This is a genomic window from Allonocardiopsis opalescens, assembly GCF_003002095.1.
GTDB lineage: Bacteria > Actinomycetota > Actinomycetes > Streptosporangiales > Streptosporangiaceae > Allonocardiopsis > Allonocardiopsis opalescens.
This window is the reverse complement of record NZ_PVZC01000005.1, coordinates 166,616-180,939: the sequence shown is the minus strand read 5'-3', so window position 1 is coordinate 180,939 and position 14,324 is coordinate 166,616. Positions and strand designations below refer to the sequence as shown.

Sequence of the window (14,324 nt, the reverse complement as noted above, 5' to 3'; positions counted from 1 at the left end):
GCCTCCGCCCGGCAGTACCCAGGCAAGGACCGTCCATCTGTTCCGGCCGCCCGACCACGGGCGGCGCCATGGCAACGCAGCACCAGAAAGGCCGATCGGTGTCATATCAGCGTGTCGCAGCCGCCGCGCGGACGGCTGTCGAGCTTCTCGACGCCTACCGCCCCGGCGACGCCCTCCTCGCCACCGCCGCCGGCACCCTGCACACCAGAGGCGCCCTCACCGTCCTGGACCGTGCCGAGGACCTGCCCGGCGCCCTGCGCGCCACGACCGCCGACGGCGGTGCCCCCGCCCTCGCCGTCGGGGCGCTGCCCTTCGACCCCGACCGCCCGGCGCACCTCGTCGTCCCCGAGACGGTGCGGCGCGGACCCGGACCGGTCGCCGCCGCGGGCCCGGCGGCCCGCCCGGCCGCCCCGCCGGGCGGCTGGCGGATCGAGCCGGTGCCCGACACCGCGGCCTACGTCCGCGGCGTGGAGCGGGCGCTGAAGCTGATGGCCGATGCCGAACCCGATCCGGCGACGGGCCTGCGCAAGGTGGTGCTGGCCCGCTCGGTCCGGCTCACCGGGCCGGGCCCGGTGGACCTGCCCGCGCTGCTGCGCGTCCTGGCCGGGCGCGACCCCTCCGGCCACACCTTCGCGGTGGGCCTGCCGGAGCGCGACGGGCGGCCGCGGACACTGGTGGGCGCCAGCCCGGAGCTGCTGGTGTCCAGGCGCGGCCGCGAGGCGGTGTCGTACCCGCTGGCCGGCTCGGCGCCGCGCGGCCGCGACGCCGCCGAGGACCGGCGCAACTCCGCCGCGCTGCTGGCCTCGGCCAAGGACCGCTACGAGCACGCGCTGGTGGTGGACGCGGTCGCCGAGACGCTGCGCCCCTACTGCGCCCGGCTGGACGTGCCGGCCGAGCCGCACCTGGTGCGCACCGCCGCCATGTGGCACCTGGGCACCCTGGTGCGTGGGGAGCTGGCCGACCCGGGCGTCTCGGCGCTCGACCTGGCCCGCGCCCTGCACCCCACCCCGGCCGTGTGCGGCTGGCCGGTGGGCCCGGCCAGGACCGCGATCGGCGCCATCGAGCCCTTCGACCGGCGCTTCTACACCGGAGCGGTCGGCCACGTCGACGCGGCGGGGGACGGCGCGTGGGTGGTGTCCATCCGCTGCGCGGAGGTGTCCGGGGCGAGCCTGGACCTGTTCGCGGGCGGCGGCATCGTCCCCGAGTCCGATCCCGACGCCGAACTGGCCGAGACCTCGGCGAAGATGCGCACGCTCCAGGCGGCGCTCGGCGTCGACCAGCCGCTGTAACCCCCTCCCGCCCCCGGGCCCGCCAGCACCGGCGGCGCGCACCCGTCGCGCCGCCGGCCGTTCCCGACCGCTCCGAGCAGACAGGAAGCCCCATGCTCCGCACGTCCGCCCTGCCCTCGATCGCCCCGTACGCCGTCCCCGCCTTCACCGAACCGACGACCGGCCCCTCCGGTTGGCGGCCCGAACCCGGCCGCGCCGCCCTGCTCATCCACGACATGCAGCGGTACTTCCTGCGCCCGTACCCGCCGGCGGCCGAGCCGCTGGCCACAGCGCTGGCCAATATCGCCGCGCTGCGCGCCGCCTGCCGCGCGGCGGGCGTGCCGGTGCTCTACACCGCGAAGCCGGGCGGGATGCCGCCCGAGCAGCGCGGGCTCGAACGCGACTTCTGGGGCGCCGGGATGCGCGAGGTGGACGAGCACACCGCCATCACCCCCGAGCTGGCGCCCGCGGGGACCGATGTGGTGATCATCAAGCGCCGCTACAGCGCCTTCGTCGGCACCGGCCTTGAGCAGCTGCTGCGGTCCCGCGGCCGCGACCAGCTGATCGTCACCGGCGTGTACACCCACATCGGCTGCCTGCTCACGGCGGCCGACGCCTTCATGCGCGACATCCAGCCCTTCCTGGTCGCCGACGCCACCGCCGACTTCACCGCCGAGGACCACCGCTCGGCGCTGCGCTACGCCGCCGGGCGCTGCGCCAAGGTGCTGCCGACGGCCGGTGTGCTCGGCGCGCTGGCCTCGGGCGCGGTGCCACCGCCCGTCCCGGCGCCGCCCGGGGCGGTGGGCACGCCGGGAGCGATGCGGGCGGCGCCGGCCTGATCCGCGTCCCGCCCGTCCGACGCTCCGTCCCCGCCTGACCGCCCCGCCGCCTGACGGCTCCGCCCCCGCGCCCGCCCGCGCGGGGACGGAGCCGTGTTTAGCCGGGCCCCGCGCAGGCCAGTGGAGGGCCGGGGTCAGGATCGAAGGGGTCGCTATGAGGTGGACGGGCAGGCTCGTCATGGCCGGTGCGCTGGTGGCGGGGGCGGTGGTGGGCGCCCGGATGCGCGCCGCCCGCGATCTGACCGGGAAGACGGCCCTGGTCACCGGCGGCTCGCGCGGCCTGGGCCTGCTGCTGGCCCGTGAGTTCGGCCGGGCCGGCTGCCGGGTGCTGATCTGCGCCCGCGACGGCGAGGAGCTGGACCGGGCGGTGTCGCTGCTGCGCGAGCAGGGCGTCGACGCGCACGCCCGCGCCTGCGACCTGCGCGACCCGGACCAGACCGCCGGGCTGGTGCGGCGGGTGCGCGCCGAGGGCGGACTGGACCTGCTGGTCAACAATGCCGGGATCATCCAGGTCGGCCCGGTGGAGGCCATGACCGACGACGACTTCGCCGACGCGATGGACACCATGTTCTGGGCGCCCTACCGGCTGACCCGCGCCCTGCTGCCCGAACTGGCCCTGCGCCGCGGCCACCTGGTCACCATCTCCTCCGTCGGCGGCCGGATCAGCGTCCCGCACCTGCTGCCGTACTCCTGCGCCAAGTTCGCCGAGGCCGCCCTCTCCCAGGGGCTGGACGCCGAGTCGGCCGGGACCGGGGTGAAGGTGACCACCGTGGTGCCGGGCCTGATGCGCACCGGCTCGCACCAGAGGGTCGAGCTGTCCGGGCGGCCGCGGGCCGAGTACGGCTGGTTCTCCCTCGGCGCCTCGCTGCCGCTGGTCTCGATGGACGCCGAGCGCGCCGCCGCGCAGATCGTGCAGGCGGTGCGGAAGGGCCGCCGCCATGTGGTGCTGACCCCGCTGGCCCGGCTGGCCGTGCTCGCCGACGGCGCCAGCCCGGGCCTGACCCAGTGGGCGCTGCGCGCCACCGGCCGGCTGATGCCCGCCGCGCCGGCCCGGCGCCCCGGCCGCCAGGGCGGCGCCGCCGCCCGGGAGCGCACCGGCAAGGTGATGCGCGCGCTGACCGGGCTGAACGACGCGGCGGCCCGCCGCTTCAACCAGCGGCGCGAGGCGGCCGAGGGCGCCGGTCGCGCGGAGCGCGCCGAGCGGGTGCCCGGCCGCTGACCGGGGGCGCGGCCGCGTCCGTCCGGCTCAGCGGCCCGGCTCGGGCGGCCGGTACTCCTGCCCCAGCGCGGCGGCCAGCTCGCGCAGGCACTCCTCGTAGACCGGCTCCAGGTCGGTGAAGGCGAAGTCGAGCTGGTGCAGCACCTCCATGCACAGCAGGCCGTAGAGCCGGATCCAGCAGGTCAGGAAGGTGTGCGCCGCCTCGGGCGGCAGCCGTCCGCCCAGTCCGGCGGAGTAGGCGCGCAGCTGCTCGCGCAGCGAGGGGTCGAGCGCGTCCAGTTCGGGCACCGGGAACGGGCTGGTCTCCCACAGCTCCACGAAGGGCTCCAGGACGACCTGCTCGAACTCCAGCCCGGCCTGGTGGCGCGGGGAGTCGGCGGAGCGCTCGGCGCGGGGCGGGCCGGGGCTGGCGAAGATCCAGCCGAACTCGGCGGGGTGGCCGACCGCCCAGGCGCGCATCGCGCGGCAGGCGGCGAGCAGCCGGACGGCGGGCGGCTCGCCGGCGCGGGCGTCGCGCGCCGCCGCCATGGCCTGGGCCAGCTCGCGGTAGAAGTCGGCGACCAGCGCTCCGACCAGCTCCTCGTGGCCGGCGTAGTAGTGGTACAGCGCCGGGCCGCTCAGCCCCATCTCCCTGGCCACCGCGTTGACGGTGACCGCCGCGGACCCGTGCTCGACCAGCAGCCGCCGCGCCGTCGCGCGGATCTCGGCCAGGGTGGCCTGCCGCATCCGCTCCTTGCGCTGGGTGGTCCGCGCGGCCATGGCCCCTCCGGTGCTCGGCGACGTTGACAGCATAGAGGGTCTATGTTTGTTTAGAGGCTATAAATAGATCTAGAACTTCAAGAAAAAGACGGTCGGACGGGCGCGCTGACGCGTCCGCTCCCGTGCCGTCCGGAGGACTCCCGTGAACGACGACCGCACCCCCGTCCGGCGCTCCCGCAACCCGCTGGCCCGCGCCTTCGCCGAGCACTACGCGCACGGCACCGTCACCGAGGTGGAGCCGGTGACGCCCACCCTGGTCCGGATCCGGATCCACTCCCCGGCCGCGGCCGGCCCGCCGTGGACGCCGGGCCGGCACGTGCGGGTGCAGATCAACGACCCGCTGTCGCTGTCCGGCCTGCTGCGGCCGGGCGAGACCCTGCGCACGTACACGGTCTGGGAGCACCGGCCCGCCGAGAGCTGCTTCGACATCCGGGCGCACCTGTACGGCGGCGAGGGCATCGGGCTGCGGTGGGTGCGTGGCGTACGGGCCGGCGACCCCGTCACCTACTGGGGGCCGCAGGGCGACCTCGCCCTGCGCGAGGCCACGTACCACCTGTTCGCCGGCGAGGAGACGGCCGCCTGCGCCTTCGGCCCGATGCTGCGGGCACTGGGCCCCGGCGCCCGGGTGTTCGGCGTAGTGGAGAGCGAGACGCCCGAGGACGCGCCGCCGCTGCCCGGCCCGCCGCTGCGCCGCGTCTACCGGCACGGCGCCCCGGCGGTCTCCTCGGCCGTCCTGCCGGCGGCCGTCGCCGGACTGGAGCTGCCGGAGCCCGGCGGCGGCGCGGCGTACGTGGCGGGGGAGGCGCAGACCTGCCGGCAGATCCGCGACCACCTGGTCCGCGAGCGCGGCTGGCCGCGCCGGGACATCGTGGTCAAGCCCTTCTGGACGCCGGGGAAGCGCGGGCTGCACCACTGAGCGGGGCGGGCCGCGTCGGCCGGGACTTCACGGCCCTGCCATCCGGCCGCCACCTCTGCGATACTGCGACCGCCCACCATCGGTCTGGCCCGCCGCGGCGGGCCGCGACCCGTTGACCGCACCCCCCGGGAGACGACCATGAGCGGCGATCGGCAGCCGGCCAGACCCCAGCGCTCCGAGCTCGACCGGCGCGGATTCCTCCGCGCCGCAAGCATCACCGCCGCCGTGGGCGGCTCCGTCATGCTCGACCCCGTCGGCTTCGCCTTCGCCGACGACGCCGACGAGCAGACCCGGGTGGTCGAGGGCCGGATCGAAGCGGCCGCGCCCGACTGGGTGTACGTGCCGGTGCAGGTGCCGACGGGCACCACCGAGATCGAGGTGCACTACTCCTACGACCGGCCGACCCCGCCGCAGGGCCTGCCGGGCAACGCCCTCGACATCGGGATCTTCGACGTCGACGGCCACGAACTGGGCGACTCCCGCGGCTTCCGCGGCTGGTCCGGCGGCGCGCGCACCAGTTTCACCATCAGCCGCAGCCAGGCGACGCCCGGCTACGTGCCCGGCCCGATCGTCCGCGGCACCTGGCACATCATCCTCGGCCCCTACACCGTCGCGCCGCAGGGCCTGAACTACCGGCTGGAGATCACCCTGCGCCGCGGCCGGCCCGGACGCGACTTCGTGCCCTCGCCCGCCCCCGAGCGCGCCGCCGGGCGCGGCCGCGCCTGGTACCGGGGCGACATCCACCTGCACACCGTCCACTCCGACGGGCGCTGGGAGCCGGCCGCCCTGGCGGCGGCGGTCCGCGCCGCCGGGCTCGACTTCATGTTCTCCACCGAGCACAACACCCACACCGCCAGCGGCGTGTGGGGCCATCACGCCGGCGACGACCTGCTGATCGTGGACGGCGAGGAGATCACCACCCGCAACGGCCACTACCTGGCCGCCGGGCTGCCGGCCGGCACCTGGATCGACTGGCGCTACCGGGCCGCCGACGCCGTGTTCCCCCGCTTCCTGGACGAGATCCACGGCCACGGCGGGCTGGCCATCGCGGCGCACCCCTTCTGCCCCTACGTCGGCTGCTCGTGGAAGTTCGGCTTCGCCGGGATCGACGCGGTCGAGGTGTGGAACGGACCCTGGACGCCCGACGACGAGATCTCGCTCAGCCAGTGGGACGCCACCCTGGTCGAGCGGGTGGCCGACGGCGGCCGCTGGCTGCCGGCCGTCGGCAGCAGCGACTCCCACAACGACACCCAGACCGTCGGCAACGGCCAGACCGTGGTGCTCGCCGACGACCTCACCCGTGCCGCCGTCCTGGACGCGATCCGGGCGGGCCGCGCCTATATCGCCGAGTCCGCGCAGGTCGGGCTGGAGTTCGGCGCCACCGCCGGCTCCGCCACCGCCGGGATCGGCGAGCGCCTGGACGCCGCCCCCGGTGCCGAGGTCACCGTCGACCTGCGCGTCACCGGCGCCCCCGGCACCACCGCCGCCTTCGTCACCGACCAGGGCACCATCGCCACCCTCCCCGTCCCGGAGTCCGGCGAGCTGAGCTGGACCACCCGGCCCCAGGTCTCCGGCTACGTCCGCGCCGAGGTGCGCCGCCCCGCCACCACCCCCGGCCTGCCCGGCCGGATGGTCGCCTTCACCAACCCCGTCTTCCTCGGCTCCCTGGACTGACCCGGACGCCGGAGGGCGCTGGCCCTAGGGGCGGGCGGCAACCGGAATCAGGGTCGGGTGCGGGCTTCGCCCGATGCGGCGTGAGCGCGCGGCTTCCTAGAGTTGCCGGGCCCGCAGGGCGCGGGCCTGGTGACGGAAGGAAGCCTTGATGACGCAGGTCGGCTTGCGGCGCGGTGCCGTGGGGGCGGTGGTGCTCGCGGCGGCGGTGCTGGCGGCGGGCGCCGGGACGGCGGGTGCCGAGGTGGCGCCGGGCGGCGGCGACAGCGGCGAGGTCTCGGTGCGGCTGCCGGAGCCGACCGGGGCGCACCCGGTCGGCAGCACGGGCCTGCACCTGGTGGACGAGGGGCGCGCCGACATCTGGAACCCCGACGCCGAAGCGCGCGAGCTGCTGGTCACCCTCTGGTACCCGGCGCGGGCCGCGGTCGGCGAGCGGGCGCCGTACGTGACGGAGGCCGAGTCGGCGGCGACCATCGCCGCAGTCGGCCTCGACCTGCCCGCCGACACCCTCGCCCGGGTCGGCACCCACTCCTACACCGACGCGCCGGTGCGCCGCACGCCGGGCGGCAGCCCGCTGGTGGTGCTCTCGCCCGGCGCCGGCTTCAGCCGCACCACCCTCACCGTGCTCGCCGAGGACCTGGCGTCGCGGGGCTTCGTCGTCGCCGGAGTGGACCACGCCTACGAGGCGGGGCCGGTGGAGTTCCCGGGCGGCCGGATGCTGGACTGCGCGGCCTGCGCGCAAGACCGCTGGGCCGAGGGGACCCTGAACCGCGCCGCCGACATCGGCTTCGTCATCGACGAGCTGACCGGCCCCGGCTCGGCCTGGCACGGCTCCCGCGCGATCGACGCCGACCGGATCGGGGTGGCCGGCCACTCCGCGGGCGGCTCGGCCGCCGCGGAGCTGCTCCGCTCCGACGAGCGGGTGGACGCGGCCGTCAACCTGGACGGCCCGTACTACTCACCGGCGCTGGACGAGGGGACGGACCGGCCGCTCGCGCTGCTCAGCAGCGACCTGGCGCCGCCGCCCTTCCACGATTCGCAGGCCGGCATGTGGCCCCGGCTGACCGGCTGGCGGGAGTGGCTGCGCCCGGCGGGATCGGGCCACTCCAACGCCATCGACCGCGGCGTGCTGATCGACCGCCTCGGCGTGCGCGAGCAGGTGGACCCGGCCTATATGCGCAACCAGTTCGGCAGCCTGCCCACCGAGTACGGCCAGGCCATGGTCCGCGACTACGTGACCGGATTCTTCACTCAGCACCTGCGGGGTGTGCCGCAGCCGATCATCGAGGACCCGGCGTCGGTCTACCCGGAACTCGTCCGGGTCGAGCAGCCGTAGCGGGCGGACCGCAAGCACCTCGGGCGGCCGGGAGGGGGTCCCGGCCGCCCGAGGGCGGTGGCCGCGGCCGGGGTCAGCCGGCGCGCTGGCCGATGTGCAGGGCGAGAGCGGTGTCGGTGGGCACCGTCGCGGTAAAACCGCCGTCGGCTCCCACGGTGTACGCGGCGCCGGTGCAGCCGCCGCTGCCGTCGACACGTGAGCCCGACGCCACGTCGCAGTAGGTGCCGGCCGGCAGCGAGCTGTCGAAGGTGCGGGTCAGCGCGGCGCCGGTGTTGAAGACCGCGTAGCCGGCCCCGCCCCGCCCGAAGGCGATCTGCCCGTGGGCGCCGCTCCACCAGTCGGTGACGCCGGTGCCGGCCGTCGCGTTGCGGAAGCCGACCAGTCCGGCCACGGTCGTCCTGCGGTGCTCGCAGACCCAGGTGGCGCCGCAGTCGACCGGGGTGGTGGTGCCGTCGGCCTGGGCGGGCGGGCCCTGGTCGGTGTCGCTGAAGTCGTAGCTGGACATGACGGTCGGGGTGCCGAAGGGATAGGCCAGCATGAAACCGGTGGCCAGGTCGTAGCGGGCGCCGTCGCGGAAGGTGAGGGTGGGGGAGCTGCGCTGGGTGTCGTGGTTGTCCACGAAGACCTGCGCCTGCTCGCTGGAGACGGCCATGCCGCCGGGCAGGTCGCGCAGCCGCGCGATGTCGCCGTCGCGGAAGGCGTCGCTGACGGTGTGGTGGAAGCGGAAGTCGGAGACGTCGCCGCTGCCGGTGTACTCGCGCGGGCTGATGGCGGCGTCCTCGATCACCTCCTGGTAGACGTAGGGCGCACCGCCGAAGCCCGGCACCTGGCCGAGGCCGCCCAGGATGGCGGCGAGGTCGGCGGGGTGCATGTGCTTGGCCGCGTCGACCCGGAAGCCCGCGACGCCCATGCCGACCAGCCCGCTGAGGTACTGGTTGAGCCGCCCGCGCACGTAGCCGCTCCCGGTGGCCAAGTCGGAGAGGCCGACCAGCTCGCAGGTGCGCACCTCGTTCGGGTCGTTCCAGTTGGAGATGTCCCGGCGGCAGTAGTGGAAGTCCTGGTCGCCGTAGATCCCGGGATAGGTGTACTTGGTGAAGCTCGACCCGCCGCTGCCCGGCCCGCTGTTGACGGACCCGCTGCCGGTCATGTGGTTGACCACCGCGTCGACGTAGATCCGCACCCCGGACTCGCGGCAGCTCGCGATCATGTCGGCGAAGTCCTGCGCGTCGCCGCGCCGCGACTCCAGCCCGTAGCTCACCGGCTGGTAGTCCTGCCACCAGGGGTGCCCCTCGCCCGGCAGCACGACGTGCTCCTGCGGCGGCGACACCTGCACCGCGCCGTAGCCCTGCGGCCCGAGCACGTTCTCGCACTCGGCCGCGACGGAGTCCCACGGCCACTGGAACAGGTGCACGATGACCTCGCCATTGGCCGTGGCGGCGGGCGCGACCGCGTCGGCCGCGGCAGGAGCCGGCGCGGCCGCCGCCGGAACGGCGGCCACCGCCCCGATCAGCAGCGCCGAGACGGCGGCGCCGAGACGTGAGGGTCTGGCGCGAAGACGGGCTCGTAGTGACATGGGGTCCTCCTGATCGCGGGGGGTGGGCGGGACGCCCACGCGGGGAGACACCGTGCGACCGAGCCGAACCGACCGGCCCTTCTTGCAAGAAGTTGCACGGTGAGAAAAAGCTAACAGCGCTTTGCGAGCTTGTGAAGGGGGTGTTTCGGGCGTGCCCAGAACGCGCGTGGAAATGTGGAAAGCCCTGGTAGGAGCCGATTCCTGGCCTCAGGGCATCCAGATCTCATTCGATCTTGTCGGTCGACGGCACCCGCTGACCTGTAAGAATCGTGGTCGGATCGCCGAACGCGTGATCGACTCGCTGAAAGAAATTTCAACCGTGGTTCAGTGCTGCCGCCGCACCGCCCCCTACTGCTCCCGTGGCCGCCCCGAGCTGGAGCGGACGACGAGTTCGGGGCGGAACAGGAACTCGCCGTGGGGGGTCTCGAAGCCGTTCATCTCGTCCAGGAGGGCGGTGACGGCGGCCATGCTGAGTTCGCGGACGGGTTGGCGGATGGTGGTGAGGGGCGGGTCGATGTAGGCCATCAGGGAGGAGTCGTCGGAGCCGATGACGGAGACGTCGTCGGGGACGGACAGGCCGCGTTCGCGGACGGCGCGGATGGCGCCGATGGCCATGGGGTCGCCGCCGCAGCAGATGGCGGTGCAGCCGCGGTCCAGCAGGCGGGCGGCGGCGGTGCGGCCGCCCTCGACGGTGTACATGGTGTGCTCGACGGCGGCGCGGCCGCCCTCGACGCCGTCCATCGCGCGCAGGAAGCCGCGCTTCTTGCGGATGGAGGTGACGAAGCGCTCCTGGCCGAGGGCGAGGCCGATCCGGCGGTGGCCGAGGGCCGACAGGTGCGCGACGGCGAGTTCCAGGCCGAGTTCGTCGTCGGCGGAGAAGAAGGAGGCGTCGACCTCGCGGGCCGGGCCGTTGATCATCACGATCGGCAGGCCCTGGGCCACCAGCTTCTGGTAGCGGGCGGGGTCGGAGCGGCTGTCGGCGTGCAGGCCGTTGACGAAGATGATGCCCGAGACGGCGCGCTCCAGCAGCAGCTCGGTGTACTCGTCCTCGGTGGTGCCGCCCGGCTCCTGGGTGCACAGCACGCTGACGTAGCCGCGGGTGACCAGCGCCGTCTCGATGACCTGCGCGTAGGTGGGGAAGATGGGGTTGGACAGCTCGGGCACGATCAGCCCGATCAGCCCCGCGCGTCTGCTGCGCAGCAGCTTGGGCCGTTCGTACCCGAGCACGTCCAGGGCCGTGAGCACCGCCTGCTTGGTGGCCGGCGACACGCCGGGCCTGCCGTTGAGCACCCGGCTGACGGTGGCGGCGCTGACCTTTGCCTGCGCCGCGATCTCGGCGAGATTAGCGGCCATGGAACGAATCTACCGATCGGGGCGGCGCCGACGTGCGGCCCCGCGCGGTGCGGCACCTCACGCCTTGTTCGCTCCCGCCGTCAGCCCGGTGACCAGATTGCGCTGCACGACCAGGAAGACCAGCGCCGCGGGCACCGCGATCAGCACCGACGCCGCCGTGAGCAGGCCCCACTCCGCCATGTGCTGGCCGACGAAGAGCTGCAGGCCCCTGGCCAGCGTGTAGTTGTCATTGGAGATCATGAAGGCGCTGGCGTAGGCGACCTCGCCCCAGGCGGTGACGAAGGAGTAGAAGGCGGTCACCGCCAGTCCGGGCCGGGCCAGCGGCACGATCAGCCGCCAGAAGGTGCCGAAGGGGCTCAGCCCGTCGACCCGGCCCGCCTCGTCGATCTCCACCGGGATGGTGTTGAAGTAGCCGCGCATCATCCAGGCGCAGAACGGCACCGCGACGGTCAGGTAGGCCAGCATCAGCCCGCCGTGGTTGTTGATCAGCCCGAGCGAGGCGAGCACGTTGTACAGCGGCACGATCAGGATGGCCACCGGGAACATCTGGGTGACCAGCAGCGACCACAGCAGCGGCCGCATGCCGGGGAAGCGGAAGCGGCTGAGCGCGTAGCCCGTGGTGGCCGAGACGAACACCCCGAAGACCATGGTGCCGGTGGCGACGATGACGGAGTTGGCGAACCAGCGCAGGAAGTCGGTGGTGGTCAGCAGCTGCACGTAGTTGTCGAGGCTCGGGTCGCTGAACAGCTGGACGGTGCTGGTCCGCCAGGCGTCGCGCGGCTTGAGCGAGGTGAGCACGATCCACATGATCGGGAAGAGCGCGATGGCGGTGGCGCTCAGCAGCAGCGCGTGCAGGCCGATGGACGCGGCGCGGCTGCGCTCGCGCCGTACGGCCGGCGGCCCGGCCGTCCGGGTCGTCGTCACCATGCCTCTCCTCCCCGCCGCAGCGCCCGCTGGTAGACGACGGCCAGCACGATCAGCAGCACCAGGATCAGCAGGCCGTAGGCCGAGGAGGCGCTGTAGTTGCGGATGCCCTCGAAGGCGAGCCGGAAGGCGTAGGTGACCAGCAGTTCGCTGGAGTCGCCCGGCCCGCCCTCGGTGACCAGGTAGATCACCGGGAACATGTTGAAGCTCCAGATGGTGCCGAGCAGCACGATGGTGCTGCTGATCTGGCGCAGCCCCGGGATGGTGATGTACCGAAACTGCTGCCAGGGCGAGGCGCCGTCCACCCGGGACGCCTCGTACAGCTCCTTCGGTATCGCCTGGAGGCCGCCGAGCAGCGCGAGCATCATGAAGGGCACGCCCAGCCAGACGTTGACCGCGATCACCGCGATCTTGGCGGTGAGCGCGTCGTTGAGCCAGCCGACCGTGGGCAGCCCGGCCGTGCGCAGCATCGCGTTGAAGACGCCGAAGTCGTTGTTGTACAGGTAGCGCCAGATGAAGATCGAGACGAAGGGCGGCACCGCCCAGGGCAGCACCAGCAGCATCCGGTACACGGCGCGAAAGCGCAGCCGCCGGTTCAGCGCCACGGCCAGCCCGAGCCCGATCCCGTAGTGCAGCGCGGTGCAGGCGACCGTCCACACCAGCGTCCAGGTGAGCCGGGGCCAGAAGCTGCCCAGCTCGCCGGAGAGGATCGCCAGGAAGTTGTCGGCGCCGACGAACTCGTAGGTGGCCGGGATCTCGTTCATCCCGATCGTGCGGCCGACGTTGGACTCGTTGGCGTTGGTGAAGGACAGGTACAGGCCGCGCGACAGCGGGATGCCGATCAGCACGGCCAGCACGATCACGACCGGCGCGATCATCGCCCACGCGTACCAGTGCGTCCGCCACAGCCGGGCCAGCGGCCCGTTCCTCTCGCGGCGCGGCGCCCGGCCGCCGGACACGCGTCCGGCGGCCGGGGTACGGCGTCGGGCGGCCGCCGGGGAGGCGGCGGCCATCACTCCCAGTCCTGGAGGAAGGTCCGGTACTCGTCGGCGACGGCGTCCAGCGCCTCCTGCGGGCTCGCCTGCCCGGCGACGGCCTCGGCGTACTGGAGGTCGAGCGGGGTGAACAGCTGGCCGCCCTCGGGGATCCAGGCGCGGGGCCGCGCGCCCTCCACCACGGGCAGGAAGTCGGCCACCACCGGGTTCTCGGCCACCTCGGGCAGCTCGTAGGCCGAGGCGCGGGTGGGCAGCAGGCCCAGCTCAGCGGCGATGCGCGCCTGGCTCTCGGCACTCGCCATGTACTGCACGAACAGGTAGGACGCGTCCAGGTTCTGCGATCCGGCGTAGACGGCGTAGTTGTGGCCGCCGACGGGACTGCCCTGGCCTGCGGGCCCGGCGGGCACCGGCGCGACGCCCAGGTTCTCGGGGTCCTCGAACTCCGGCCCGGTGAAGTTGTCGGCCATCGCCCACGGCCCGTTGATGACCATGGCGACCAGGCCCTCCTTGAAGGCCGTCTGCATGTTGTCGTAGGTGTCGGGGCCCAGCTCGGGCTCTGCCGCGGCGCCCGACTCGATGAGGTCGAGCACCTCCTCAAGGCCGGCCACGGCCTCGGGGGAGTTGACGGTGATGCGCTGCCCCTCCACGTCCAGCAGGTCGCCGCCCTGGCCGTAGATGTGCGGCAGCAGGTAGTACCCGGCGCCGACGTTGAGGTACAGGCCCTCGGCGTCGGTCTCCTCGCTGACGGCGAGGGCGACCTCGCGCAGCTGCTCCATCGTCTGCGGCGGCTCGTCGTAGCCGGCCTCGGCCAGCAGCTCGCGGTTGTACAGCAGGGCGAGCCCGTCGGTGACCTGCGGTACCGCGTAGGTGGCGCCCTCGTACCGAGTGCTGCTGAACGGGGTCTCCAGGAAGTCGTCGGGGTCCTGGAGCGCGGGGGTGCCGTCCAGCGGCGCCAGGTAGCCCAGCGAGGCGAACTCCGGCACCCACGCCACCTCGGCGCGCAGCACGTCGGGGGCGTCCCCGGCCTGGGCGGCGGTGCGGTAGGTGTCCTGGGCGCCGTCGAAGGGGACGGTCTCGTAGTTCACGGTGATGTTGGGGTACTCGGCCTGGAAGTCCTCGACCAGCGCCTGGAAGGCCGGCGCCTCGTTGGTCGCGTCGGAGGTGTCCCAGAAGGTGATCTCGCCGCTGACGTCCTCGGGGTCGACGGCGCCGCCGGACGCGCCGGACTGGTCGGCGCCGCCGCACGCGCTGATCGCGAGGGCCGTGGCGGCGAGCGCGCCGCCCAACCGGATGAACCGCATCGTCGCTCCTTCGTACGAACCGACCCGCGGCGCGCCTGGCCCCGAAAGCACCGCAGAGTGCCCAGAAGTTAGCAACGAATTTCAGGAACTGGAAGAGCTTGCAATCATCTCGCAACCTACCGGGCCGCCGGGCTCGCCGGACGCGAGCACACGACCGGTGGGGTCGCCCG

At 74.0% G+C, this 14,324-nt stretch carries 12 protein-coding genes; 6 read left to right on the top strand and 6 right to left on the bottom strand.

Annotated features, from left to right (window positions below; genetic code table 11):
• Positions 1-98 precede the first annotated feature (98 nt).
• The 3 genes from CLV72_RS17755 (at position 99) to CLV72_RS17745 (ending at position 3,326) form a co-directional block, all read left to right on the top strand.
• Positions 99-1,289: an isochorismate synthase gene (locus CLV72_RS17755; protein ID WP_245930281.1), complete on the top strand. Its 1,191-nt coding sequence runs from the start codon at positions 99-101 to the stop codon at positions 1,287-1,289.
• A 92-nt stretch (positions 1,290-1,381) separates the two neighbouring features.
• Entirely contained in the window at positions 1,382-2,107 is a 726-nt protein-coding gene (locus tag CLV72_RS17750; protein WP_106247505.1) for an isochorismatase family protein, read from the top strand.
• A 154-nt stretch (positions 2,108-2,261) separates the two neighbouring features.
• Positions 2,262-3,326, top strand: coding sequence for an SDR family NAD(P)-dependent oxidoreductase (locus tag CLV72_RS17745; protein ID WP_106247502.1), 1,065 nt, complete (start codon positions 2,262-2,264; stop codon positions 3,324-3,326).
• Between the two features lie 27 nt (positions 3,327-3,353).
• On the opposite strand, the gene CLV72_RS17740 is transcribed toward CLV72_RS17745, so the two are convergent.
• Positions 3,354-4,085 (bottom strand): TetR/AcrR family transcriptional regulator, encoded by a 732-nt coding sequence (locus tag CLV72_RS17740; RefSeq protein WP_106247499.1) that lies wholly within the window; start codon positions 4,083-4,085, stop codon positions 3,354-3,356.
• 142 nt (positions 4,086-4,227) lie between these two features.
• Here CLV72_RS17740 and CLV72_RS17735 point away from each other — a divergent pair, with 142 nt between their 5' ends.
• The 3 genes from CLV72_RS17735 (at position 4,228) to CLV72_RS17725 (ending at position 8,008) form a co-directional block, all read left to right on the top strand.
• Entirely contained in the window at positions 4,228-5,001 is a 774-nt protein-coding gene (locus CLV72_RS17735; protein ID WP_106247497.1) for a siderophore-interacting protein, read from the top strand.
• A gap of 138 nt (positions 5,002-5,139) precedes the next feature.
• Positions 5,140-6,675 (top strand): CehA/McbA family metallohydrolase, encoded by a 1,536-nt coding sequence (locus CLV72_RS17730; protein ID WP_106247494.1) that lies wholly within the window; start codon positions 5,140-5,142, stop codon positions 6,673-6,675.
• A 148-nt stretch (positions 6,676-6,823) separates the two neighbouring features.
• A complete protein-coding gene (locus CLV72_RS17725; protein WP_106247491.1) occupies positions 6,824-8,008 on the top strand; it encodes an alpha/beta hydrolase family protein in 1,185 nt (394 codons plus the stop codon).
• 73 nt (positions 8,009-8,081) lie between these two features.
• Here the strand turns inward: CLV72_RS17725 and CLV72_RS17720 are convergent, their stop codons facing one another.
• The 5 genes from CLV72_RS17720 to CLV72_RS17700 form a co-directional block, all read right to left on the bottom strand.
• Positions 8,082-9,581 (bottom strand): alpha-amylase, encoded by a 1,500-nt coding sequence (locus CLV72_RS17720; RefSeq protein WP_106247488.1) that lies wholly within the window; start codon positions 9,579-9,581, stop codon positions 8,082-8,084.
• Between the two features lie 348 nt (positions 9,582-9,929).
• Positions 9,930-10,934 (bottom strand): LacI family DNA-binding transcriptional regulator, encoded by a 1,005-nt coding sequence (locus CLV72_RS17715; protein ID WP_106247486.1) that lies wholly within the window; start codon positions 10,932-10,934, stop codon positions 9,930-9,932.
• Positions 10,935-10,991: 57 nt separating this feature from the next.
• The gene (locus CLV72_RS17710) at positions 10,992-11,861 is read right to left on the bottom strand and encodes a sugar ABC transporter permease (RefSeq protein WP_106247484.1); all 870 of its coding nucleotides are present in this window, start codon (positions 11,859-11,861) and stop codon (positions 10,992-10,994) included.
• Positions 11,855-12,871 (bottom strand): carbohydrate ABC transporter permease, encoded by a 1,017-nt coding sequence (locus CLV72_RS17705; RefSeq protein WP_106247481.1) that lies wholly within the window; start codon positions 12,869-12,871, stop codon positions 11,855-11,857. The genes CLV72_RS17710 and CLV72_RS17705 overlap by 7 nt, the downstream gene beginning before the upstream one ends.
• Positions 12,871-14,154: an extracellular solute-binding protein gene (locus tag CLV72_RS17700; RefSeq protein WP_106247478.1), complete on the bottom strand. Its 1,284-nt coding sequence runs from the start codon at positions 14,152-14,154 to the stop codon at positions 12,871-12,873. Before CLV72_RS17700 ends, CLV72_RS17705 begins: the two co-directional genes overlap by 1 nt.
• Between the last annotated feature and the right edge of the window lie 170 nt (positions 14,155-14,324).

Excerpts from the sequence above, each read along its gene's own strand:
- CLV72_RS17730 (WP_106247494.1), top strand. The coding sequence starts at position 5,140 with ATGAGCGGCGATCGGCAGCCGGCCAGACCCCAGCGCTCCGAGCTCGAC.
- CLV72_RS17710 (WP_106247484.1), bottom strand. The coding sequence starts at position 11,861 with ATGGTGACGACGACCCGGACGGCCGGGCCGCCGGCCGTACGGCGCGAG.
- CLV72_RS17740 (WP_106247499.1), bottom strand. The coding sequence starts at position 4,085 with ATGGCCGCGCGGACCACCCAGCGCAAGGAGCGGATGCGGCAGGCCACC.
- CLV72_RS17725 (WP_106247491.1), top strand. The coding sequence starts at position 6,824 with ATGACGCAGGTCGGCTTGCGGCGCGGTGCCGTGGGGGCGGTGGTGCTC.
- CLV72_RS17745 (WP_106247502.1), top strand. The coding sequence starts at position 2,262 with ATGAGGTGGACGGGCAGGCTCGTCATGGCCGGTGCGCTGGTGGCGGGG.
- CLV72_RS17715 (WP_106247486.1), bottom strand. The coding sequence starts at position 10,934 with ATGGCCGCTAATCTCGCCGAGATCGCGGCGCAGGCAAAGGTCAGCGCC.
- CLV72_RS17750 (WP_106247505.1), top strand. The coding sequence starts at position 1,382 with ATGCTCCGCACGTCCGCCCTGCCCTCGATCGCCCCGTACGCCGTCCCC.
- CLV72_RS17705 (WP_106247481.1), bottom strand. The coding sequence starts at position 12,871 with ATGGCCGCCGCCTCCCCGGCGGCCGCCCGACGCCGTACCCCGGCCGCC.
- CLV72_RS17720 (WP_106247488.1), bottom strand. The coding sequence starts at position 9,581 with ATGTCACTACGAGCCCGTCTTCGCGCCAGACCCTCACGTCTCGGCGCC.
- CLV72_RS17700 (WP_106247478.1), bottom strand. The coding sequence starts at position 14,154 with ATGCGGTTCATCCGGTTGGGCGGCGCGCTCGCCGCCACGGCCCTCGCG.